Raw genomic sequence first — 22,365 nt, forward strand, 5'->3', positions numbered from 1 at the left:
CGCATGGCCTGCCGGACCGCAGCGGCGACGCCCGGAAACGGCTCCAGCCACCGGCTCAGCGCTGCAGGAAATCGGCATAGGCCTGCCGCAGGCCCTCCTCGAGTCCGACCCGGGCGTGGCAGCCGAGCGCGTGCAGGCGGGAGACGTCGAGCAGCTTGCGCGGGGTGCCGTCGGGCTTGCTCGCGTCGAACTCGATGCGGCCATCGTAACCGACGACCTGCGCCACGATTTCGGCCAGTTCCCGGATGCTGAGGTCCGCGCCGGTCCCGACGTTGATGTGCGAGAGCATCGGCTGCGTGTGCGCATCGTAGCTCGCCCGGTCGAGGTTCATCACGTGTACGCTGGCGGCTGCCATGTCGTCCACGTGGAGAAACTCGCGCTTCGGCGTGCCGGTTCCCCAGAGCGTCAGGCACGGCGCCAGACCGGCATTACTGGTGCCGTGCAACTGCTGCCGCAGTTCATCGGGGATCGGACCGTTGCGCGCCTCGTCACGCGCGATTCCCGGCCAGTCATGCGCCGCGGCAAGCTTGGCGAGGTGCAGCTTGCGGATCATCGCCGGGATGACGTGGCTGTTCTGCAGGTCGTAGTTGTCGCCCGGACCGTAGAGGTTGGTCGGCATGACGCTGCGGTAATCGGTACCGTACTGCCGGTTGTAGCTTTCGCAGAGCTTGATGCCGGCGATCTTGGCGATGGCGTAGGCTTCGTTGGTCGGCTCGAGGGTGCCGGTGAGCAGTGCGTCCTCGGCCATCGGCTGCGTCGCGAGCCTGGGGTAGATGCAACTGCTGCCGAGGAAGAGCAGCTTGCGGACGCCGGCACGCCACGCCTGGTGGATGGTGTTGGCCTCGATCATCAGGTTCTGGTAGATGAACTCGGCCGGGTAGGTGTTGTTGGCGTGGATGCCGCCGACCCTGGCGGCGGCGAGATAGACCTGCTCGGGCTTCTCGCTGGCGAAGAACTGGCGCACCGCAGCCTGGTCGGTGAGATCGAGTTCGGCGTGGCTGCGGGTGATCAGATGCGATTGTCCCTGGCCCTGCAGGATGCGGACGATTGCCGAGCCGACCATGCCGCGGTGGCCGGCGACGTAGATGCGCGGTTCAGTCATCGTCGTCATCCGTCATTCATGGTGGTCGAAGGTCTGGAAACCGGCGAGCTTGACCATCGCGTCGCGCCGTGCCGAGCTGTAGTCGGCAAGAACCATCTCCCGGACCAGTTCCTGGACGCTGGTGGTCGGCGTCCAGCCGAGTTTCTCGCGCGCCTTCGAGGGATCGCCGAGCAGCGTCTCGACTTCGGTCGGCCGGAAGTAGCGCGGGTCCACGCGGACGACGACGTCGCCCGGCTTGACCTTGGCGCGGGGCCCCTCGACGCGGCTGACGATGCCGACCTCATCGACGCCCTCGCCCTCGAAGCGGACGCCGATTCCGAGTTCGGCAGCGGCAAACTCGACGAACTGGCGGACGCTGTACTGCACGCCGGTGGCGATGACGAAATCCTCCGGATGGTCCTGCTGCAGCATCAGCCACTGCATCTCGACATAGTCGCGGGCATGGCCCCAGTCGCGCAGGGCACTCAGGTTGCCGAGGTACAGGCAGTCCTGCAGGCCGAGCGCGATGCGGGCGATGGCACGGGTGATCTTGCGCGTGACGAAGGTTTCGCCGCGCACCGGGCTTTCATGATTGAAGAGGATGCCGTTGCAGGCGTAGATGCCATAGGCTTCGCGGTAGTTGACGGTGATCCAGTAGGCGTAGAGCTTGGCGACCGCGTACGGGCTGCGCGGGTAGAAGGGCGTCGTCTCCTTCTGCGGTATTTCCTGGACGAGGCCGTAGAGTTCCGAGGTGCTCGCCTGGTAGAAGCGGGTCTTCTTCTCGAGGCCGAGGATGCGGATCGCCTCGAGCATGCGCAGGGCACCGATGCCGTCGGCGTTGGCCGTGTACTCCGGTTCCTCGAAGCTGACGGCGACGTGGCTCTGCGCCGCCAGATTGTAAATTTCGTCCGGCTGCACCTGCTGGATGATGCGGATCAGGCTCGTCGAGTCGGTCAGGTCACCGTGGTGGAGGATGAAGCGGCGGTCCTCCACGTGCGGATCCTGATACAGGTGGTCGATGCGGTCGGTGTTGAACAGCGAGCTGCGGCGCTTGATGCCATGGACCTCGTAGCCCTTGGCCAAGAGCAGTTCGGCCAGGTAGGCGCCATCCTGGCCGGTGACGCCGGTGATCAGGGCGATCTTCTTCTGCGCGGTCATGCCGGTTCATCTCCTCGAACTAAAAGTGGTATCTGTCAGGGCGCCCATTCTGCCCTCGCCCGGTAAATCCGGCGCGGGACTATATCACGCCAGTGTGAGGTGGGCAGCCGGCAGCGCCACCGGTTTTTCGCGACCGAGCAGGCTGAGCATGACGGTGACGCGCTCGGCGGCAACCGCCGAGACGATGCCGGACATTCCCTTCAGCGGCCCGTCGGCGATGGCGACCGGGTCGCCGGCACGAAACGGCGTGCTGCCCGCATCGACGGCACGCGCCTGTTTCTCGACCAGCGAACGAAGCGCTTCGACGATCGGTTCGTCGAGGGTCGCCGGAAGGTTGCCGAAGGTGACCAGGCCGCTGACGCCGGGCGTGCTGCGAATCGGTGCGACGCTCTGCCCGGGGCGGCCGCAGCGCAGGAAGCAGTAGCGCGGAAACATCACCTGCTGCTTCTTCTGCCAGCCGTCCCTGGCCTTCTCCCACTGTGTCAGCAGCGGCAGGAAGACTTCGTAGCCCTGCTCCTCGAGCTTGCGCAGCGCGAAACTCTCGCGTCTGGGCTTGCAGAAGCAGACATACCATGGGTTGGCGGTGGGTGTGGTGAGCGGCAAGCGGGGCGGACCGGAAGAATTGCCGGCAGGCGGCAGGGTTGTGCGGGGACCCCAAGTATCGACGGAAGCCGCTGCGCCCGTCAAATCGCCTGCCGGCGCAGTGGCATCGGCCAGGCGTGAAACATTTGCTAACGCCGCAGCGCGCCTGCGGGCCTCGCCACTGGCCGGTGAGCGTTCTGGATCGGCGCCGGGCTGGCTATACTAGCGAAAAATGAACCTCCTCCCCTCCTGCACGCGCCGCACCGCCCGCACTTCTGCCACCGCCCACCGCCGCCTCGTCGTCGCCGGCATGCTCGTCCTGCTCAGCGCCGAGTTGCCGGCGTTCGACCTCGGCGACCCCTTCGCCACCCGCGACATCACGCCGGAGCGGCCGGTGCTGCGCATCGACGGCGGCATCGTGCCGTGCCAGGTACCGGCGGCCGATGCGCCGTACGGCATCGTCGAGGTGGTCGACCTGGCGCTGTGCCGCAACCCGACGACGCGCGAGGTGTGGTCCGCGGCGCGCGTACAGGCGGCCGATGTCGGTCTGGCGCAGGCCGAGTTCCTGCCGACCCTCGACGGCCGCGCCAGCGCCAGCCGCATCCGCGCCGACTCGCGCAGCGCCAGCCAGCGCAACGGCTCGCTGACCCTGTCCTGGCTGCTGTTCGACTTCGGCGCCCGCTCGGCCAACCTCGAGGTGGCGCGGCAACTGATGAGTGCCGCCACATCGACGCTCGACGCCAGCGTGCAGACGGTCTTCCTGAACGCCATGCAGGCCTACTTCAATGCGCAGGCGGCACGGGCGGCAGTGGCCGCGGCCGTCGAGTCGGAAAAGGCCAGCCGCGAGAGCCTCAACGCCGCCGAGGTCCGCTACCGGGTCGGCACCGGCACCCCGGCCGACCGGCTGCAGGCGCAGACGGCGTGGTCGCAGGCGACGCTGACCCGCATCCGCGCCGAGGGCGTGCGACAAAACAGCCTCGGGCGCCTGGCCAACGTCATGGGACTCGACGCCAACCAGCCGCTGCGTCTCGACGATCCGCCATCGGCGAGAGCGGACGAGCGTTTCAGCGACGACGTCGCGGCGCTGATCGGCGAGGCGCGCCTGCGGCGACCCGAGCTGAAGGCGGCCGAAGCCGAGTACCGCGCCGCCGAGGCCGGCATCGACTACGCCCGCGCCAGCGGCCTGCCGACCCTCTCGCTCGGCGCCGGCCCGAAGTGGGAGAGCATCGGCGGCGTCTCGGCGAACGCCAGCTCGATCGGCCTGACGCTCGACGTGCCGCTCTTCTCCGGCTTCAACACCACCTACAACGTGCGCGCCGCGCAGGCCCGCAGCGACGTCGCCGCCGCGCGACGCGACAACGTGCGCCAGCAGGTGGCGCTGGAAGTGTGGGAGTCCTGGCAGAGCCTGAACACCGCGACGCAGACGCTGCGCACCAGCGCCGACCTGCTGGCCAGCGCCGAACACTCGGAGCGCGTCGCCCTCGGCCGCTACAAGGCCGGCGTCGGCAACATCCTCGACGTTCTCAACGCGCAGAGCGCACTCGCCAACGCCCGCCTGCAGCGCGTGCAGGCGGCGCTCGACTGGCATGTCTCGCGCGCCACGCTGGCGCGCGCGCTCGGCGCCCTCGACGGCCAAGTGCTGTCATCGACCCGCAGCCGGCAGGACCCCAGATGAAGATCTCCGCCCGCAAGTCCCTGTTGTTCGTCGTCGCCGGTGCGCTCGCCGCCGGTGCCTTCTGGTGGTATCGCCAGAACAGTGGCGAATCGCTCGAGCAGCGCTACAAGCTGCAGACGGTCGAGCGTGGCGACGTCACGCAGACGGTTTCGGCTAATGGCACGCTGAATCCGATCGTCCTGGTCAACGTCGGGACGCAGGTTTCCGGCACCGTCACCAGGCTCTACGTGGACTTCAACGACAAGGTCGAGAAGGGGCAGGCACTGCTCGAACTCGACGACCGCCTGCTCGCCGCGCAGGCCCGCCAGTCGGCGGCGAACGTCGTCAATGTCGCCGCCGCGGTGGACCTGGCGCGGGCCAACGAGGCCCGCATGCAGGAACTCTTCAAGCAGGAGTATGTGTCGCGGCAGGAACTCGAGCAGGCCGTCCAGGCGCGCCGTTCGAGCGAGGCACAACTGGCGCAGGCGAGGGCGGCGGCCGACAAGGACGAGGTCAACCTGCGCTACACGACGATCCGCTCGCCGGTTTCGGGCGTCGTCGTCGATCGCGTCGTCGACCTCGGGCAGACGGTCGCCGCCAGCCTGCAGACGCCGACATTGATCAAGATCGCGCAGGATCTGTCGGAGATGCGCATCGACTCGAGTTTCGCCGAGGCCGACATCGGCAAGATTCGCGAGGGACAGAAGGTCCGCTTCACCGTCGACGCCTTTCCCAATCGCAGCTTCCAGGGCGAAGTGCAGCAGATCCGGCTCAACCCGACGACGCAGCAGAATGTCGTCACCTACAACGTGCGCGTCTCGCTGTCGAATCCGGAGCACATCCTGCTGCCGGGGATGACCGCCTACGTCAGCATCGGCGTCGCCAGCCGGCACGACGTGCTGCTGGTGCCGAACGCCGCGCTGCGCTTCCGGCCGGCCGACGGCAACGGCGCCCGCCCGCCGGCGGCGGGCAGCGGCCAGCGGCCAGCCGGCGAGGGCCCCGGGCGCAAGCGCGATGCCACCGGCAGCGGCACCGTCTATCGCGTCGAGCAGGGCGAGCTGAAGCCGGTCAGCGTGCAGCTCGGAATCACCGACAACCGCAACACCGAGGTCGTCGGCGGCGAGCTGAAGGCCGGCGACACCGTGGTCGTCGGCGAGAATGTCGCAGCGCCGAGCGGCAAGCCGAGCAGCGTCGGGATGCGCCTGTTCTGATGCCCGAGGCAGTCATCCGGACCGTCGGGCTGGGCAAATCGTACCTGACCGCTGCGGGTTCATTCCCGGCATTGAAGGGCGTCGACCTGTGCATCGCGAGCGGCGAATTCGTCGCCATCATGGGGCCATCCGGATCTGGCAAGTCGACCTTCATGAACCTGCTCGGCTGCCTCGACACGCCGAGCAGCGGTGATTACTTCCTCGTCGGGCGCAACGTCGCCCACCTCGCCCGCGATGAACTCGCTGCCCTGCGCAACCGCTGCATCGGTTTCGTCTTCCAGGGCTTCAACCTGTTGCCGCGCATGAGCCTCGCGGACAACGTCGCCCTGCCGCTGGTCTACGCCGGCTGCCCGCGCGACGAACGGCGGCAGCGGGCGCGGCACGAGCTGGCGCGGGTCGGCCTCGCCGACCATGCCGACGCGCGGCCGAACCAGATCTCGGGTGGCCAGCAGCAGCGGGTGGCGATCGCCCGCGCGCTGGTCAATTCGCCACAACTGATCCTCGCCGACGAACCGACGGGCAACCTCGACAGCCACACCAGCGCCGAGATCATGGGCCTCTTCGCCGACCTCAACCGGCAGGGGATCAGCATCGTCCTCGTCACGCATGAAGCGGACATCGCCGCGCATGCCGCGCGCCAGGTGCGCTTTCGCGACGGGCTGCTGGTCAGCGACGAGCCGACGCGGCCGGGAACGCCATGCTGAAGGCGATGCTCGGCGAAGCCTGGCAGGCGATGGGTGCCAACCGTCTGCGCAGCGGCCTGACGATGCTCGGCATGGTGATCGGCGTCGGCTCGGTGGTGCTGATGCTGGCCATCGGCCAGGGTGCGCAGTACTCGGTGGCGCAGACGATCAGCACGATGGGCAGCAACCTGTACATCCTCATCTCCGGCTCGACGAGTGCCGGCGGGCTGCGCAGCGGCAGCGGCGGCGGCCCGACGCTGACGATCGCCGACGCCGAGGCGATCGCCGAACTCGACGGCGTCACCAACGTGGCGCCGGTGCAGCAGGGAACGCAGCAACTGGTGCACGGCCCGAACAACTGGAGCGCGACGGTCGTCGGGACGACGCCGCCGTACCTCGATGCCCGCGCGTGGACGCTGCAGAGCGGCTATCCCTTCGGCGATTCCGACGTCCGCGCGGCGACGCGCGTGGCGCTGATCGGCCAGACCGCCGCCGACAACCTGTTTCCGAACGACGACCCGCTGGGAAAGACGGTGCGCATCCGCCAGAGCCCCTTCGTCATCATCGGCGTGCTCGCCCGCAAGGGGCAGAACCTCGACGGCCGCGACCAGGACGACACGCTGATCATTCCGCTGACCACCGCGCAGCGCAAGGTCTTCGGCAACCCGTTTCCGGGGTCGGTGCGGATGATCATGGTGCAGGCGACATCCGCCGAAGCGATGCCGGCGGTCGAGGCGAGCATGGTCGCGCTCCTGCGCCAGCGTCACCGGCTGCGCGAGGGGCAGGACAATGACTTCTTCCTGCGCAACCTGGCGGCGGCCGCCGACTCGGCGGCCGAGACGACGCGCGTCATGTCGCTGCTGCTGGGGGCGATCGCTTCCGTGTCGCTGCTCGTCGGCGGCATCGGCATCATGAACATCATGCTCGTCTCGGTCACCGAACGGACGCGCGAGATCGGCATCCGCATGGCGATCGGCGCCCGCCAGCGCGACATCCTGGCGCAGTTCCTGTTCGAGGCGCTGATGATCTCGGTCGCCGGCTGCCTGATCGGACTCCTCGTGGGAATCGGCGGCGCGCTGCTGACGAACGCGCTGACCGACATGGTGATCGTCATCTCGGGCACGTCGGTGCTCGTCGCCTTTGCCGTCGCCGCCGGCATCGGCATCTTCTTCGGCTACTATCCGGCGCACCGCGCCGCCGCCCTCGACCCGATCGAGGCGCTGCGCCACCAGTAGCCGCGGCGACCGCAACGCAGGCTACAATCTGCCCGTCGCAACCACAGTGAGTCGATCGACATGCCCATCTACCTTCTCGGCAGCCGCCGCCCGCAGCTCGACCCGCAAAGCTGGGTCGCCCCCAACGCGATCGTCATCGGCGACGTGCGCCTGGCGAAGAACGCGTCGATCTGGTGGAACGCGACGGTACGCGGCGACAACGATCCGATCAGCATCGGCGAGGACAGCAACATCCAGGACCAGTGTGTCCTGCACACCGACGAGGGCGTGCCGCTGACGATCGGCCGCGAGGTCACCGTCGGCCACCTGGTGATGCTGCATGGCTGCACGATCGGCGATGGCTCGCTGATCGGCATCGGCTCGGTGCTGCTCAACCGGGCGGTGATCGGCAAGGGCTGCATCGTCGGCGCCAACACGCTGGTTCCCGAAGGCAAGGTCTTTCCCGACCATTCGCTGATCGTCGGCTCGCCGGGCAAGGTGGTACGCCAGCTCGACGCCGACCAGGTCGCCCGCATCCGCCTCAGCGCGGCGCATTACGTGGACAACTGGCAACGCTACCAGCGCGAGCTGCAGGCCATCTGATCCCGGCGGCAGCGGCGCCGCCGGCGGCGGCGAGTGGCGCTCGGCGGTATTCTGCTGCACTGTGGGAACTTTTTTCGATCTTGATCCGGATCAAGAAAAAGCCACCGCGGCAGGCATAGAGTGTGCGCCAGACGCAAGATCGGAAAGCCGCCTGCGGCATGGCTGCCGCGCGCTGACCGGAGCGCTTGCGCAGCGGAGCGACTCGCCTTCATGAACATCTCCAGCGTGCTGGTCCACGCCCTCCCGCGGGCCCTGTCCGAGGTGCAGGCGGCGCTGTCGGCGCTCGCCGGCGTCGAGGTGCACGCCGCGACCGATGACGGCCGCCTGATCGTCACCATCGAGACCGACTCGCTGCAGGGCAGCAGCGAACTCTTCACCCTGATCAACCAGCAGCCGGGCGTGCTCTCGGCGTCGATGGTCTATCACCAGTTCGAACCCGATCCTGATAAGGAAGCATGAAATGAAACTGACCCTGACACGTCGTGACTTCATCAAGAGCCAGGCGGTTGCCGCCGCTGCCAGCGTCGCCGGCATCGGCGTTCCCGGTCTGGCGCAGGCGGCAGCGGCGAAGACGGATGACGGCGTGCGCTGGGACAAGGGCGCCTGCCGCTACTGCGGCACCGGCTGCGGCGTCCTCGTCGGCACCAGGGACGGTCGCATCGTCGCCACCCAGGGCGACCCGGATGCGCCGGTCAACAAGGGGCTGAACTGCATCAAGGGTTACTTCCTGTCGAAGGTCCAGTACGGCAAGGATCGCCTGACGACACCGCTGCTGCGCATGAAGGACGGCAAGTTCGACAAGAGCGGCGAGTTCGCGCCGATCTCGTGGGATCAGGCCTTCGACATCATGACCGAGAAGTGCAAGGCGGCACTGAAGAAGGGCGGCCCGCGCAACATCGCCATGTTCGGCTCCGGCCAATGGACGATCTGGGAGGGCTACGCGGCCGCCAAGCTGATGAAGGCCGGCCTACTGAGCAACAACATCGACCCCAATGCGCGCCACTGCATGGCGTCGGCGGTCGCCGGTTTCATGCGCACCTTCGGCATCGACGAACCGATGGGCTGCTACGACGACATCGAGCATGCCGACGCGTTCGTCCTCTGGGGTTCGAACATGGCGGAGATGCACCCGATCCTCTGGTCGCGCGTCACCGATCGCCGTCTCACCGGGAAGGATGTCAAGATTCACGTCCTGTCGACCTTCGGCCACCGCTCGACCGAACTCGCCGACAACGAACTGATCTTCAAGCCGCAGAGCGACCTCGCGATCCTCAATTACATCTGCAACCACATCATCCAGAGCAACGCGGTCAACCAGGAGTTCGTCACCCGCAACGTCAACTTCAAGAGGGGCGTCACCGACATCGGCTACGGGCTGCGGGCGAACCACCCGCTCGAGAAGGTGGCGATGAACAACGGCTATCCCGGCGACGACGGCAAGCCGAAGGGCAACCCGAACAATGCCAGCCCGATGACTTTCGACGAATTCAAGGCCTTCGTCGCCGAGTACACGCTCGACCGGGCGCACGAGATCTCGGGCGTGCCGAAGGACCGGCTCGAGGCCCTGGCGAAGGCCTACGCCGATCCGAAGATCAAGGTCACCTCGTTCTGGACGATGGGCTTCAACCAGCACACGCGCGGCACCTGGGTCAACAACATGGTGTACAACGTGCACCTCCTGGTCGGCAAGATCTCGGAACCCGGCAACAGCCCCTTCTCGCTCACCGGTCAGCCGTCGGCCTGCGGCACCGCGCGCGAGGTCGGGACGTTCGCGCACCGCCTGCCGGCCGACATGGTGGTGACGAATCCGAAGCATCGCGAAGCATCCGAGAAGCTGTGGAAGCTGCCGGCAGGAACACTGCCCGACTGGATCGGCGCCCACGCCGTCGCCCAGAGCCGCCTGCTGAAGGATGGCAAGATCAACTTCTACTGGACGACGACGACCAACAACATGCAGGCCGGTCCGAACGTCAATGACGAGATCTTCCCCGGCTGGCGCAACGCCGACAACTTCATCGTCGTCTCCGACGCGTACCCGACGGTCTCGGCGATGTCGGCCGACCTGATCCTGCCGTCGGCGATGTGGATGGAGAAGGAAGGCGCCTATGGCAACGCCGAGCGCCGCACGCAGTTCTGGCGCCAGCAGGTCAAGGCGCCCGGCCAGGCACGCTCGGACCTCTGGCAGTACATCGAGTTCTCGAAGCGTTTCACGACCGACGAGGTCTGGCCGGCTGCGCTGCTCGAGAAGAATCCGGAATACAAGGGCAAGACGCTGTACCAGGTGCTGTTCGCCAATGGCCAGGCCGACAGGTTCCCGCTCAACCAGACCTACAAGGGCTTCGACAACGACGAGTCGAAGGCACTCGGCTTCTACGTGCAGAAGGGGTTGTTCGAGGAGTACGCGGCCTTCGGGCGCGGTCATGCGCACGACCTCGCCGCCTTCGACGTCTACCACAAGGCGCGCGGCCTGCGCTGGCCGGTGGTGGACAACAAGGAGACGCTGTGGCGCTTCCGCGAGGGCTATGATCCCTACGTCAAGAAGGGCGAGGGCGTCAGGTTCTACGGCCATGCCGACGGCAAGGCGGTGATCTTCGCCCTGCCCTACCAGCCGGCTGCCGAAATGCCCGACAAGGACTACGACCTCTGGCTGTGCACCGGCCGCGTGCTCGAACACTGGCACACCGGGTCGATGACCCGCCGCATTCCCGAGCTGTACAAGGCAATGCCCGATGCCTGGCTGTACATGCACCCGGAAGACGCCAAGAAGCGCAATCTGCAGCGTGGCGACATCGTCAAGCTGAGCACGCGCCGCGGCGAGATCCAGGTGCGTGTGGAAACGCGCGGGCGCAACAAGCCGCCGCTCGGGCTGGTCTTCGTGCCCTTCTTCGACGAGCACCGGCTGGTCAACAAGCTGACGCTCGATGCGACCTGCCCGATTTCCAAGGAAACCGACTTCAAGAAGTGCGCCTGCAAGGTGGTGAAGGCCTGAGCGCCAGCGGGCAGCCACGGCGACAGCGGAACAATCAGGGAGTGCCGGGGCGGGCGGAACATTGCCCGTCCAACGGCTGCCGGAACTTCGTGAACCACCGGCGCGGCCGCCACGGTTAGGCACGTCACAGTCCATGTCCAAGGCCCCCGAACCCTCCCGTCAGCGCACGGCAGGCGCAGCCGGCAGCGGCGGCGCCCGGTCGCCGGCGCGCCGCCAGTTCGTCTTCGATACGGCGCGGCTGCTGTGCGGTGTCGGCATCCTCGGCCTCGGCCTCGCCGGCTACCAGCGCAGCGCGCTGGCACGGCCGCCGCTGGCGCTCCGTCCGCCCGGCGCAGGCAGCGAGGAGGACTTCCTCGGTGCCTGCATCCGCTGCGGCATGTGCGTGCGCGACTGTCCCTACGACATTCTCGATCTGGCGAGGCCGGAGTCGCCCGTCGCCAGCGGCACGCCCTATTTCACCGCGCGCAGCGGGCCCTGCGAGATGTGCGAGGACATTCCGTGCGTCAAGGCCTGTCCCACCGGCGCCCTCGACCACTCGCTGAGCGACATCAACCAGTCGCGAATGGGGCTGGCGATCCTCTCCGACCAGGAGACCTGCCTCAATTTCCTCGGCCTGCGCTGCGACGTCTGCTACCGCGTCTGCCCGGTGATCGACAAGGCGATCACCCTCGAGCTGCGGCCGAATGCACGCACCGGGCGGCACACGATGTTCATTCCGACGGTGCACTCGGAACACTGTACCGGCTGCGGCAAGTGCGAGAACGCCTGCGTCACCGAGGAGGCGTCGATCAAGGTGCTGCCGGCGCCACTGATCAAGGGATCGCTCGGCGAGCACTACCGCCTCGGCTGGGAGGAGAAGAAGAAGGCCGGCGGCCACTCGCTGGTCGAAGAACGCGGCATCGTCGACCTGCCCGACCGTCTGCCGGAAGGGATGAAGCTCGAGGGGCACTTCGACCCCGGCAGCGAGCGACTGCCGCCGGGAATGCCGGGCAGCGGCGACGCGCAGCTCGTCCCCAGCCTGCCGCCCGGCCTCGGTGGCGCGGCGCCGACGGGCAACGGCGGCGCCACCGCGGCGGCCAGGGGTGCCGGCGGCAGGTCGCTGCCACTGGAGGGCGGACGATGAACAGCCGCCGCGCCGGTGCCGAAGCGGTCGCCGAAAAGGGCTGGCTGGCGGCGCACCGATGGCTGCTGGCGCGGCGTTTCTGCCAGTTCGCGATCCTCGCGCTGTTCCTCCTCGGTCCGCTGGCGGCGATCTGGATCGTCAAGGGCAATCTGGCGTACAGCCTGACTCTCGACACGCTGCCACTGACCGACCCCTACGTGCTGCTGCAGTCACTGCTTGCCGGCCACCGGCCGGAAAGGCTCGCGCTGATCGGCGCGGCGATCGTCCTCGTCTTCTACCTTGTCGTCGGTGGCCGCGTGTACTGCTCGTGGGTCTGCCCGCTGAACCCCGTCACCGACCTCGCCGGCTGGCTGCGCAACCGCCTCGGCATCCGCGGCAGCGCGCACGTCGCGCGCGGCACCCGCTACTGGATCCTGGCGATGACGCTGCTGCTCGCCGCGCTCGGCGGCAGCATCGCCTGGGAGCTGGTCAATCCGGTGTCGATGCTGCAGCGCGGCCTGATCTTCGGTCTCGGCGCCGCCTGGATGCTGACGCTGGCGGTCTTCGTCTTCGACCTCTTCGTCATGAGCCGCGGCTGGTGCGGCCACCTCTGTCCGGTCGGCGCCTTCTACAGCCTGCTCGGCCGGTGGAGTCCCCTGCGCGTGACGGCAGCGAAGCGCGCCGCGTGCAATGACTGCATGGACTGTTTCGAGGTCTGCCCGGAGCCACAGGTCATCCGCCCGGCACTGAAGGGCGCCGGCAATGGGATCGGGCCGGTGATCCTGGCCGCCAACTGCACCAATTGCGGGCGCTGCATCGATGTCTGCTCGAAGGACGTCTTCGCTTTCGGGCTGCGCTTCAACAATCACCCCGACGACGGTGCGCAGCCGGCCGTGCCGTCGTCGACCGCCGCACCCTGAAAGCCCGGGAATCACCGCCAGGAGAGCCCGCATGCCCATCCGTAGCAATGCCTGCAACCATCCCTTGAAGTGGAGGAAACGCCAACCATGAACCAGTCACTGAAACGCATCCTGGCCCTTGCCGCGAGCTGCCTGACATCGCTGGCGTTTGCCGCCGACAGCGCCACTTCGATGCGCGGTGCCGATGTCGCCGCTCCCGACCAGGCGCCCGAGGTGAAGACCTACGTCGGCAAGCGGCCCGGCACCGAAGCACCGGTGGCACGCACCTTCAGCACGCAGCCGCCGGTCATTCCGCACGCCGTCGAGAACTTCGACGAGATCAACCTCGAAGGCAACCAGTGCATGGACTGCCACTCGGCGGCGACCTACAAGAAGAAGAACGCGCCGCAGATCGGCGTCAGCCACTTCGTCGATCGTGACGGCAGGAAGCATGCCGAAGCCACGGGTGGTCGCTACAACTGCGTGCAGTGCCACGTGCCCCAGGTGGATGCGCCGCCGCTGGTCGACAACACCTTCAAGGGCGACGCGGTCAAGAAGGTCGTCAGGAAGAACTGATCGCCTGCGGCGTGCCGGCGGCCGGACGGCAGCCGGCGGCCGCGGCTGCCTCGCCGCTGCTGGCGTCAGCAGGGCGGGCGAACGGCAGAATCTCAGGCCTCGAGGTCGTGCTCGCCGCACAGCGGCAGCATCGCCCGGCGGCTAGCGTCGCGCAGCCGCACCGCTGCCGCCCAGTCGTCGCCATCCGGCGGCAGCAATGCTCCGGTTTCGAAGGCGAGCGGCCCACGGCGCGGCATCCAGCTGCGGTCGCGCAGGACGCTGCGCGTACCGCGCAGGCCGCCGACCAGGACCGGCACGCCGGCCCGCACGGCGGCAATGAAGGCACCCATGCGAAACGGCTTGAGCCCGGCCTCGCGCGAGAAGGTGCCTTCGGGAAAGAGGAGCAGCCGCTGCCCGCACGCCAGCGCGGCGATGATCTCGTCGACGTCCTCGACGCTCTTTGCGGCGTCGAAGCGTTCGACGAAGAGCGTGCCGAGCGCGCGCAGGAAGGCGTGGATCAGCGGCTGCGCGACGAACTCGCGCTTGGCGACGAAACCGTAGGCGGCAGCCGGCGGCAGCGCGGCAAAGAGGATGAGCGAGTCGAGATAGCTGCAGTGGTTGACCAGCAGCAGGTGCGGCCCTGCCGGCAGGGTGTCGGCGGCAACCGCGGGCACCGGCATGCCGGCGAGGCGCAGGAAGATGCGCGCGGCGTAATGGACGATGCGCCGACCCGCTGCCGGCGAACGCAGGGCGATCACCATCGCCATCACCGGCAGCCCGAGCAGCAGGAAGACCGTCCAGCACCAGGCGCCGTAGGCTCGCCTGGCGAATCGCCGCCCGGCGTCGGCCGCCCGTGCCTGCCCGGTGGCGATCGCCAGGCGCAGGAGCTGCTGCCGGGGACTGGCGCCGGCGACACCGAGCTGGCCGCTTTCAAAGGCCTCGCGCGAGGCATTGCGGCGGATCTTGCCGCTCGAGGTCTTGAGCACCGAGTTCGGCGGCGCCAGCACGACTTCGTCGGCCGGCAGGCCGATTGCCGTCACCGCCGCTTCGTTGATCTGCTGCCGCAACTCATCGCGCCGCTGCGGATCCTCCTCGCGCGTCTCGGCGACGACGATCAGGCGTTCGGTGGCGTTGACCGGATCGTTGCTGGCGAACACCGCGACGCAGCCGCGACGCACTCCGGGCAGGTTGCCGACCGCCTGCTCGAGTTCGTAGGGATAGAGGTTGCGGCCACCGCGGATGATCAGGTCCTTGACGCGCCCGGTGAGGTAGATCTCGCCGTCGACGGTATAGGCGAAATCGCCCGAGTCGAGCCAGCCAGAACGCAGCAGCGCCTGCGTCGCCGCCGGATTGCGGTGGTAGCCGGAGGTCGCCGACGGACCGCGAAACTGCAGCCCGCCGACCTGCCGATCGGGCAGCTCGCCGCCGTCGTCGCCGACGATGCGGATCTCGTGCCGCGGCAATGGGCGGCCACAGGCCGGCACGCGCACGACGTCGGTGGCGCCGGCAGCCGCCGGCACGGCGACCCTGCGCTGCAGCAGTGCGGCACGCTCGATGACGTCGATGCGCGGCCCGCGCCCGAGCGGCGGGAAGGCGAGACCGACCGAACACTCGGCGAGGCCGTACACCGGCGTGATCGCCGTGCGCCGCAGTCCGCAGGGGGCAAAGCGATCGGCAAAGGCCTGCAGCGTCGCCGGACTCACCGGTTCGGCGCCGTTCAGCGCCAGCCGCCACGAGCTGAGGTCGAGACCGGCGAGGTCGGCGTCGGCGAGCTTGCGCGCGCACAGGTCATAGGCGAAGTTGGGCGCCGGCGACAGCGTGCCACGATGCCGCGAGATCATCTGCAGCCAGCGCACCGGTCGCGAGAGGAAGGCCAGCGGTGACATCAGGACGAGCAGCATGCCGAAGTAGAGCGAGCCGAACCACGCACCGATGAGGCCCATGTCGTGGTAGAGCGGCAGCCAGGAGACGAAGACGTCGTCCGCGGTGACGGCGACTGCCTCGCCCATCGCCCGCAGGTTGGCGAGCAGGTTGGCGTGGCTGAGAACGACTCCCTTCGGGTCGCCGGTACTGCCCGAGGTGTATTGCAGGAAGGCGGTGTCGGTGGCAGCCGGCCGATGCAGCAGCGGCATCGCCACCGCCGACAGTTCGTCGGGCGTCAGGACTTCGCTCAACGTCGGCGCCGCGGCGCGCAGCAGGGCAGCGACGCCCTTCGCCTGCGGCACGGTGATGATGAAGACGGCTTCGGCATTGGCGAGGATGCGCGCGTGCCGCTGCAGGTGGTCCTCGATCTGCGCCAGCCGCGCCGGCGGATAGATCGGCACCGGGATGCCGCCGGCGATCATGACGCCGAAGAAGGTGACCAGGTAGTCGCGACCGGTCGGCAGCATCAGCGCCACCGCCTGCCGCGGCAGCAGACCGCGCGCCACCAGCGCGGTCGCGACGCAGCGCGCCGCGGCGAGCAACTCGCCATAGGAAAGTGGCTCGCAGCGCAGCTCGCCGGTGGCGGCATCGATGTCGCCGTACAACAGCACGTGCCGCCGCTCCGGCTGCCGCTCGGCATGCCACTCGAGGACTTCGACCAGTGTCCGTGCCTGCTCGGGAAGACTGACCGGGCCGCCGGCCGGCGCCAGGTCGACGGCTGTCGCGCGCAGCGTCGCAGTGCCGGCGCGATCCATCAGGCGCAGCAGATCCGCCGGCGTCTCGGCTTCGCTGAGTGCGGCCTCGGGCAGCGGGCGGCCGAATTCGCTGCCGAGGCGCAACAGGAGTTCGACGCGCGCCAGGCTGTCGAGCCCGAGATCCCGTTCGAGGTGGCTGTGCAGCGCGACGCGGCCGGCGCGCCCTGGGCGCGTCTCTTCGACCAGCAGGCTCACCACCCGCAACAGACGCGTCGCGGCGTCGGCCGCCGCGTCGACCGGCCCGGTCGCCATCGCCTCCTGCCGGTCCTGGCTCATTGCAACGACGGGCGTGCCGCCGCGCCGACGCACGCCCCCGCGGCTGGCGGCACGCGGCCGCGAGACGGTACGGCGACAAGCCGGCGGCGTTTCGGCAACCGGCAGCCGCCATGCAGGCGCCAGTGCCGCTCAGCAGGCATCGCGAACCTCGGCAACGACGATCGCCCGCACCGGGCAAGGGGCAACGCAGGCGCCGCAGCCGGTACAGCGCGCCGCGTCGAGCAGCGGCAGCGAAGGGCCGCCCCTTTGCGGCACGAAGCGGATCGCTGCCGCCGCGCAGAGATCGCCACAGACGCGGCATTCGACCCTCTGCCGGGCAAGGCAGGAATCGCCGATCGTCGCCTGCAGCGACCACGGCGGCTGCTCCGCCTGCCGCTGCAACGCGCCGCTCGGACAGGCGGCAACGCAGGCGGTGCAGAAGCTGCACTCGCCACGGCCAAAGTCGAGCGTCGGGTAGCCACCATCGCCAGCGACGATGATGCGCGTCGGACACGCGCCGCCGCAGTCACCGCAACGGCTGCACAAGTGCGCGAAGTCCGCCTCGGCAACTGCCCACGGCGGCCGCAGCAGTGGCCGACGAGCGGCGAAACGGCCGCGCAGGAAGTTGCGGCGGCTGAGCGCGCCGCTCATCGTCAGGCTCTGCCGCCCGGCTTGCCGGACGGCGTACCGCCAGCGGCAGGAGCAGCGGCCGGCGGTGGGTCGCCGGGGACGAAATCGATGCGCCCGGTCTCGAGATCGGCGCGCACCAGCCGCACGACGAGGCGGTCACCGAGGCGATAGCGCTTGCCGCTGCGTTCACCCAGCATCTGGTGACGCGTGGCGTCGAACTGGAAGTACTCGTCGCCCAGTTCCGACACGTGCACCAGACCTTCGACATAGACCTCGTCGAGGGCAACGAAGATGCCGAAGGGGACGACGGCGGCGATCGTTCCGGCGAAGGTCTCGCCGATCCGCTCGCGCATGTAGTAGCACTTGAGCCAGTTGGCGACGTCGCGCGTCGCCTCGTCGGCGCGGCGCTCGGTCAGCGAGCAGTGCACGCCGATTTCCTGCCACTTGCCCGGCGTGTACGACCTGCCGGCAAGCGCCGCCTTGATCGAGCGGTGTACCAGCAGATCGGGGTAGCGGCGGATCGGCGAGGTGAAATGGGTGTAGTGCCCATAGGCGAGGCCGAAATGGCCGACGTTGTCCGGGCTGTAGACCGCCTGCCGCAGCGAGCGCAGCATCACCGTCTGCAGCAACTGGACGTCGGGACGACCCTGGATGCTCGCCAGCAGTTCGGCGTAGTCACGCGCCGACGGCTCGTCACCGCCGCCGAGGGCGAGGCCGAACTCGGCGAGGAACTTGCGCAGCGCATCCAGCTTCTCCGCCGTCGGGCCTTCGTGAATCCGGTACAGGCAGTCCTGCTTCCGCACCTGCAGGAAGTTCGAGGCGCAGACGTTGGCGGCGAGCATGCACTCCTCGATCAGCCGGTGCGCGTCGTTGCGGAAGACCGGGACGATGTTCTCGATCTTGCCCTGGTCGTTGAACAGCATCATCGTCTCGATGGTCTCGAAGTCGATCGCACCGCGCTTGCCACGCGCCCTGGCGAGCACCTGGTAGAGCGCGTGGAGCGCCTGCAGTTGCGGCTGCAGGCGGCGATGCGCCGCGCTCTCCGGTGCGCTGGCCTGCGACAGCCAACCCCACACCTGGTCGTAGGTCAGGCGGGCATGTGAACGGAAGACGGCTTCGTCGAAACGGTAGCCGCTGATCTCTCCCGAGTCGTCGATCGTCATGTCGCAGACCATCGCCAGCCGGTCGACCTCGGGGTTCAGCGAACACAGGCCGTTCGACAGCTTCTCCGGCAACATCGGAATCACCCGCCGCGGGAAATAGACCGAGTTGCCGCGCTCGTGCGCGTCGCGATCGAGCGCCGAGGCGGGTTGCACGTAGTGACTGACGTCGGCGATCGCCACCACCAGGCGCCAGCCATGCTGCTGCCTCTCGGCGAAGACGGCGTCATCGAAATCCTTCGCCGTCGCACCGTCGATCGTCAGCAGCGGCAGCGAACGCAGGTCGACCCGTCCCTGCCAGGAATCCGGCGTCACGGCTTCAGGCAGGCTGGCGGCTTCGGCCAGCGCCGCCGGCGAGAACTCGAAGGGCAGCGCGTGCTTGCGCAGCGCGATCTCGATCTCCATTCCCGGATCGGCGTAGTTGCCGAGCACCTCGACGATCCGTCCCATCGGCTTGGTGTGGCGGTCGGGCTGCTCGATGATCTCGACCGTCACCACCGCGCCGGCACGGACGCCAGCCACCTCTTCCGGTGCGACCAGGATGTCCTGGTTGATGCGCCGGTCTTCGGGCACCACCAGCGTGATGCCGTGCTCGACGAGGACACGGCCGACGACGCGGCTGTTGGCTCGCTCGAGCACTTCGACGATGACGCCCTCGCGGCGCCCGCGCCGGTCGACGCCGACGACACGCACCAGAGCCCGGTCACGATGCAGCACCTTCGACATCTGCCGCGCTTCGAGCGACAGATCCTCACTGCCGTCATCGGGGACGAGGAAGCCGTAGCCGTCGGGATGTCCCTCGACCCGGCCGGCAATCAGGCTGGCACGCTGCGGCAGCAGGTAGCACTCCTTGCGGTTGCGCAACAACTGTCCTTCCCGCTCCATCGCCCGCAGGCGACGCTGGAAGGCGCCGGATTCTTCCTCGTGGATGTCGAGCAGGCTCCGCAGCACCTCGAAGGCGACCGGCCTGCCCTGCTCGGCCAGCACCTGCAGAACGTACTCGCGCGATGGCAGCGGCTGCTCGTAGCGCTTCTGCTCGCGCTCGAGATGCGGATCGCGCCGGCGGATCGCCGACAGGCTGATTATTGACATCTGCTCATGTTCCTATAGAATTCGGCCTTCGCTGGAATTGCCCAGGTGGCGAAATTGGTAGACGCGCTAGGTTCAGGTCCTAGTGGTGGCAACACCGTGGAGGTTCGATTCCTCTCTTGGGCACCAGCCAACAAACGAAAGCCCCGATTCCCCGGGGCTTTGTCGTTTCTGCCCCACGCGCCTTGCCAGGCAGCGCAGCGGGCATCCCCTCCCCGCACAGCGCCGCTGCATTGTACGCCAAGACGGCGCCGCCGCCGCGGCCATGATCCCACCACCGACGCGCCCTGCCGCCCGCCGCCCCCCAGGGCCGTGCTGCCGCGATCCCCGACGCGCCCTGGAACCGGCAAGAAAATTTTTCAGGGCTCTAGCCAACACATGCGAAAGTATGGATACTACGCTGCCGGAAGCTCGCCACCAGAACACTGCAGCAACAATGAGAATCAGTTCAGGCTCAGACACCGATAGGAATCCACATGACCATACGACCGGAGTTGATAGACAAGCTGCGCGCCAAGCGCGACAAGCTGATTGACCATGTCAGCCCCGAGAAACTGGAAGCCCTGCACGCGAAGGGACTGCTGTCCGCCCGCGAGCGCCTGCTGACCCTCTTCGACGAGGGTACCTTCCAGGAACTCGGACTCTATGCCGCACACGCCGCGACCGCCTTTGGCATGGCCGGGCGCTCGCTGCCGGCCGACGGCGTCATTGCCGGCAACGGCTACGTCGGACCGCTGCAGATCGCGGCCTTCAGCCAGGACTTCAACGTCGTTGCCGGCACGCTGGGCAAGATGCAGGCACGCAAGATCACGCGCATCATGCGTCACGCGCTGAAGACCGGGGTGCCGCTGGTCGCCTTCAAGGACTCCGGCGGTGCCCGCATCCAGGAAGGGGTCGACGCCCTCTCCGGGTACGGTGACGTCTTCTACACCAACGTCCTGCTCTCGGGCGTGGTGCCGCAGATCGCCGTGATCTGCGGGCCCTGTGCCGGCGGCGCGGCGTACTCGCCGGCGCTGATGGACTTCGTCATCATGACCCGCAACAACGCGCACATGTTCCTCACCGGACCGGAAGTCATCAAGGCGGTGACCGGCCGGGCGACGACGATGGCCGAGGTCGGCGGTGCCGAGATGCATTCGACGGTGAGCGGCAACGCGCACTTCGTCGCCGAGGACGACCGCCACGCGATCACGCTGGTGAAGCAGATTCTCTCCTACCTGCCGGCGAACAATACCGAGGATCCGCCGCACAACCTCTCGGTGCCGATCGAGGAACTCGAGGATCCCGGAATCAACGACTGCATCCCGGACAGCCCCTCCGAGCCGCTCGACATGTATTCGGTCATCCGCCGCGTGGTGGACAACGGAGAACTGCTGGAAGTGCATGCGGGCTTCGCGCGCAACGTGATCGTCGGCTTCGCGCGCATCAGTGGCGTCGTCATCGGCCTCGTCGCCAACCAGCCGATGGTCATGGCCGGCGCCCTCGACCTCAACGCCGCCGACAAGGTGGCGCGCTTCGTCCGCACCTGCAACATCTTCAACGTGCCGGTGGTCACCCTCGTCGATGTGCCGGGCTTCCTGCCCGGCGTCGAGCAGGAACGCGGCGGCATCATCCGGCATGGCGCCAAGATGCTCTCCGCCTACGGCTCGTGCACCTCGCCGAAGATCACCGTCATCCTGCGCAAGGCCTACGGCGGCTCCTATCTGGCGATGTGCAGCCAGGAGATGGGGGCCGACATGGTCTATGCCTGGCCGACGGCAGAGATTGCCGTCATGGGTGCGGAAGCCGCGGTCAAGATCCTCTATCGCAAGGAACTCGAGCAGGCAGAGGATCGGACGGCACGGGCCGCCGAACTGGCACAGGAGTACCGCGACGAGTTCGCCTCCCCCTACGTCTCGGCAAGCAACTTCTACATCACCGACGTCATCGAGCCGCAGGACACGCGCTGGATGATCGCCCTTGCGCTGCGCAAGACGCTGGACAAGCGCGAGTTGCGGCCGGCCAAGAAGCACGGCAACATCCCCATGTAACCGGCGAGCAAAGGAACCCGCATCATGCTGACTGCCGCAATCATCAAGGCCCTGCAGGTCTACGGCATCGCCATCGTCATCTCGCTGCTCGTTGCAGTGGTGATCAAGCTGATGGTGGTGCTGGGCACGCGCGTCGACAAGTCGAAACCGGTCGAAATGCCCACCGGTACGGTGTGCCCGATCGGCCCCGGCGTTCCCGACGAGGATGTCGCCGCCCTGTCGGCAGCGATCTTCGCCGCCATGGGACCGCACCGCATCCTGCACATTGCACCCGCCAGCCCTGGCTGGGCGACCGAAGGTCGTGCCGCCCATCATCACTCACACCAGCCGGGGCCTGCGGGCCGCGGCAGCAGATAACAGACACTCAGGACAGGAGCAAGATCATGCCCAGAAAATTCAAGGTGACGGTCAACGGACGCGAGTATGACGTCACCGTCCTCGAACTCACGTCCGGCCAGGCAGCGCCGGCTCCCGCTCCGACGAGTGCCGTCGCGGCTGCCGGCAGCGCAACGACCGCGGCGCCTGCAGCCGCCCCCTCGCAGACCGCCGCGGCAGCCGCCGGCGCCGGTGACGAGGTCGCCGGCATGGGTGGTGTCGTCGTCGAGGTTCTCGTCAAGGTCGGCCAGACGGTGGCCAGCGGCGACCGTCTGCTGGTGCTCGAAGCGATGAAGATGAAGACACCGGTCATCGCCAGCCGTGGCGGCCAGGTGACCCGCGTTCTCGTCGCCCCCGGCGATTCGGTCGAGGGCGGGCAGCCGCTGGTGACCATCGGCTGAGCTTGGCCAACAGGCA

General features: G+C 68.1%; 19 protein-coding genes and 1 tRNA gene. 14 read left to right on the plus strand and 6 right to left on the minus strand.

All coding sequences use genetic code 11. The annotated features are described in order from the left end of the window. Window positions 1–55 precede the first annotated feature (55 nt). The 3 genes from HT579_19785 to HT579_19795 form a co-directional block, all read right to left on the minus strand. Window positions 56–1,102, minus strand: a complete 1,047-nt coding sequence (locus HT579_19785) for a GDP-L-fucose synthase (GenBank protein QKS30962.1) — start codon at window positions 1,100–1,102, stop codon at window positions 56–58. Between the two features lie 12 nt (window positions 1,103–1,114). Beyond that, window positions 1,115–2,239 (minus strand): GDP-mannose 4,6-dehydratase, encoded by a 1,125-nt coding sequence (gene gmd / locus HT579_19790; GenBank protein ID QKS30963.1) that lies wholly within the window; start codon window positions 2,237–2,239, stop codon window positions 1,115–1,117. A gap of 84 nt (window positions 2,240–2,323) precedes the next feature. Then, the gene (locus HT579_19795; protein QKS30964.1) at window positions 2,324–2,842 is read right to left on the minus strand and encodes a transcriptional activator RfaH; all 519 of its coding nucleotides are present in this window, start codon (window positions 2,840–2,842) and stop codon (window positions 2,324–2,326) included. A 289-nt stretch (window positions 2,843–3,131) separates the two neighbouring features. Here HT579_19795 and HT579_19800 point away from each other — a divergent pair, with 289 nt between their 5' ends. From HT579_19800 to HT579_19845, 10 genes are all read left to right on the plus strand, one after another. Then, window positions 3,132–4,496 (plus strand): TolC family protein, encoded by a 1,365-nt coding sequence (locus HT579_19800; GenBank protein ID QKS31734.1) that lies wholly within the window; start codon window positions 3,132–3,134, stop codon window positions 4,494–4,496. After that, window positions 4,493–5,686: an efflux RND transporter periplasmic adaptor subunit gene (locus tag HT579_19805; protein ID QKS30965.1), complete on the plus strand. Its 1,194-nt coding sequence runs from the start codon at window positions 4,493–4,495 to the stop codon at window positions 5,684–5,686. The genes HT579_19800 and HT579_19805 overlap by 4 nt, the downstream gene beginning before the upstream one ends. Continuing rightward, entirely contained in the window at window positions 5,686–6,390 is a 705-nt protein-coding gene (locus HT579_19810; protein QKS30966.1) for an ABC transporter ATP-binding protein, read from the plus strand. The genes HT579_19805 and HT579_19810 overlap by 1 nt, the downstream gene beginning before the upstream one ends. Then, a complete protein-coding gene (locus HT579_19815; GenBank protein QKS30967.1) occupies window positions 6,384–7,604 on the plus strand; it encodes an ABC transporter permease in 1,221 nt (406 codons plus the stop codon). Before HT579_19810 ends, HT579_19815 begins: the two co-directional genes overlap by 7 nt. A gap of 60 nt (window positions 7,605–7,664) precedes the next feature. Continuing rightward, entirely contained in the window at window positions 7,665–8,186 is a 522-nt protein-coding gene (locus tag HT579_19820; GenBank protein ID QKS30968.1) for a gamma carbonic anhydrase family protein, read from the plus strand. Window positions 8,187–8,396: 210 nt separating this feature from the next. Then, the gene (locus HT579_19825) at window positions 8,397–8,645 is read left to right on the plus strand and encodes a chaperone NapD (GenBank protein QKS30969.1); all 249 of its coding nucleotides are present in this window, start codon (window positions 8,397–8,399) and stop codon (window positions 8,643–8,645) included. A gap of 7 nt (window positions 8,646–8,652) precedes the next feature. Continuing rightward, complete coding sequence (gene napA / locus HT579_19830; protein ID QKS31735.1) at window positions 8,653–11,175, plus strand: nitrate reductase catalytic subunit NapA; 2,523 nt, start codon at window positions 8,653–8,655, stop codon at window positions 11,173–11,175. Between the two features lie 133 nt (window positions 11,176–11,308). Continuing rightward, window positions 11,309–12,298: a ferredoxin-type protein NapG gene (gene napG, locus HT579_19835; GenBank protein ID QKS30970.1), complete on the plus strand. Its 990-nt coding sequence runs from the start codon at window positions 11,309–11,311 to the stop codon at window positions 12,296–12,298. Then, a complete protein-coding gene (napH, locus tag HT579_19840; GenBank protein QKS30971.1) occupies window positions 12,295–13,197 on the plus strand; it encodes a quinol dehydrogenase ferredoxin subunit NapH in 903 nt (300 codons plus the stop codon). Before napG ends, napH begins: the two co-directional genes overlap by 4 nt. Before the next feature lie 87 nt (window positions 13,198–13,284). After that, window positions 13,285–13,752 (plus strand): nitrate reductase cytochrome c-type subunit, encoded by a 468-nt coding sequence (locus tag HT579_19845; GenBank protein QKS30972.1) that lies wholly within the window; start codon window positions 13,285–13,287, stop codon window positions 13,750–13,752. 92 nt (window positions 13,753–13,844) lie between these two features. Here the strand turns inward: HT579_19845 and HT579_19850 are convergent, their stop codons facing one another. From HT579_19850 to rnr, 3 genes are all read right to left on the minus strand, one after another. Continuing rightward, window positions 13,845–16,661 (minus strand): AMP-binding protein, encoded by a 2,817-nt coding sequence (locus HT579_19850; GenBank protein QKS30973.1) that lies wholly within the window; start codon window positions 16,659–16,661, stop codon window positions 13,845–13,847. A gap of 153 nt (window positions 16,662–16,814) precedes the next feature. Then, window positions 16,815–17,315: a ferredoxin-type protein NapF gene (napF, locus tag HT579_19855; protein ID QKS30974.1), complete on the minus strand. Its 501-nt coding sequence runs from the start codon at window positions 17,313–17,315 to the stop codon at window positions 16,815–16,817. A 2-nt stretch (window positions 17,316–17,317) separates the two neighbouring features. Then, window positions 17,318–19,546 (minus strand): ribonuclease R, encoded by a 2,229-nt coding sequence (gene rnr / locus HT579_19860; GenBank protein QKS30975.1) that lies wholly within the window; start codon window positions 19,544–19,546, stop codon window positions 17,318–17,320. 39 nt (window positions 19,547–19,585) lie between these two features. Here rnr and HT579_19865 point away from each other — a divergent pair. The 4 genes from HT579_19865 to HT579_19880 all read left to right on the plus strand — a co-directional run bounded on the left by HT579_19865 (window position 19,586) and on the right by HT579_19880 (window position 22,349). After that, window positions 19,586–19,672 (plus strand) — tRNA-Leu (locus HT579_19865). Window positions 19,673–20,019: 347 nt separating this feature from the next. Continuing rightward, a complete protein-coding gene (locus HT579_19870) occupies window positions 20,020–21,573 on the plus strand; it encodes an acyl-CoA carboxylase subunit beta (protein QKS30976.1) in 1,554 nt (517 codons plus the stop codon). Between the two features lie 24 nt (window positions 21,574–21,597). Further along, the gene (locus HT579_19875) at window positions 21,598–21,930 is read left to right on the plus strand and encodes a hypothetical protein (protein ID QKS30977.1); all 333 of its coding nucleotides are present in this window, start codon (window positions 21,598–21,600) and stop codon (window positions 21,928–21,930) included. A gap of 26 nt (window positions 21,931–21,956) precedes the next feature. Next, window positions 21,957–22,349: an acetyl-CoA carboxylase biotin carboxyl carrier protein subunit gene (locus HT579_19880; GenBank protein QKS30978.1), complete on the plus strand. Its 393-nt coding sequence runs from the start codon at window positions 21,957–21,959 to the stop codon at window positions 22,347–22,349. The last annotated feature ends 16 nt before the right edge of the window (window positions 22,350–22,365 follow it).

This window comes from Candidatus Accumulibacter similis, assembly GCA_013347225.1.
Lineage (GTDB): Bacteria > Pseudomonadota > Gammaproteobacteria > Burkholderiales > Rhodocyclaceae > Accumulibacter > Accumulibacter similis.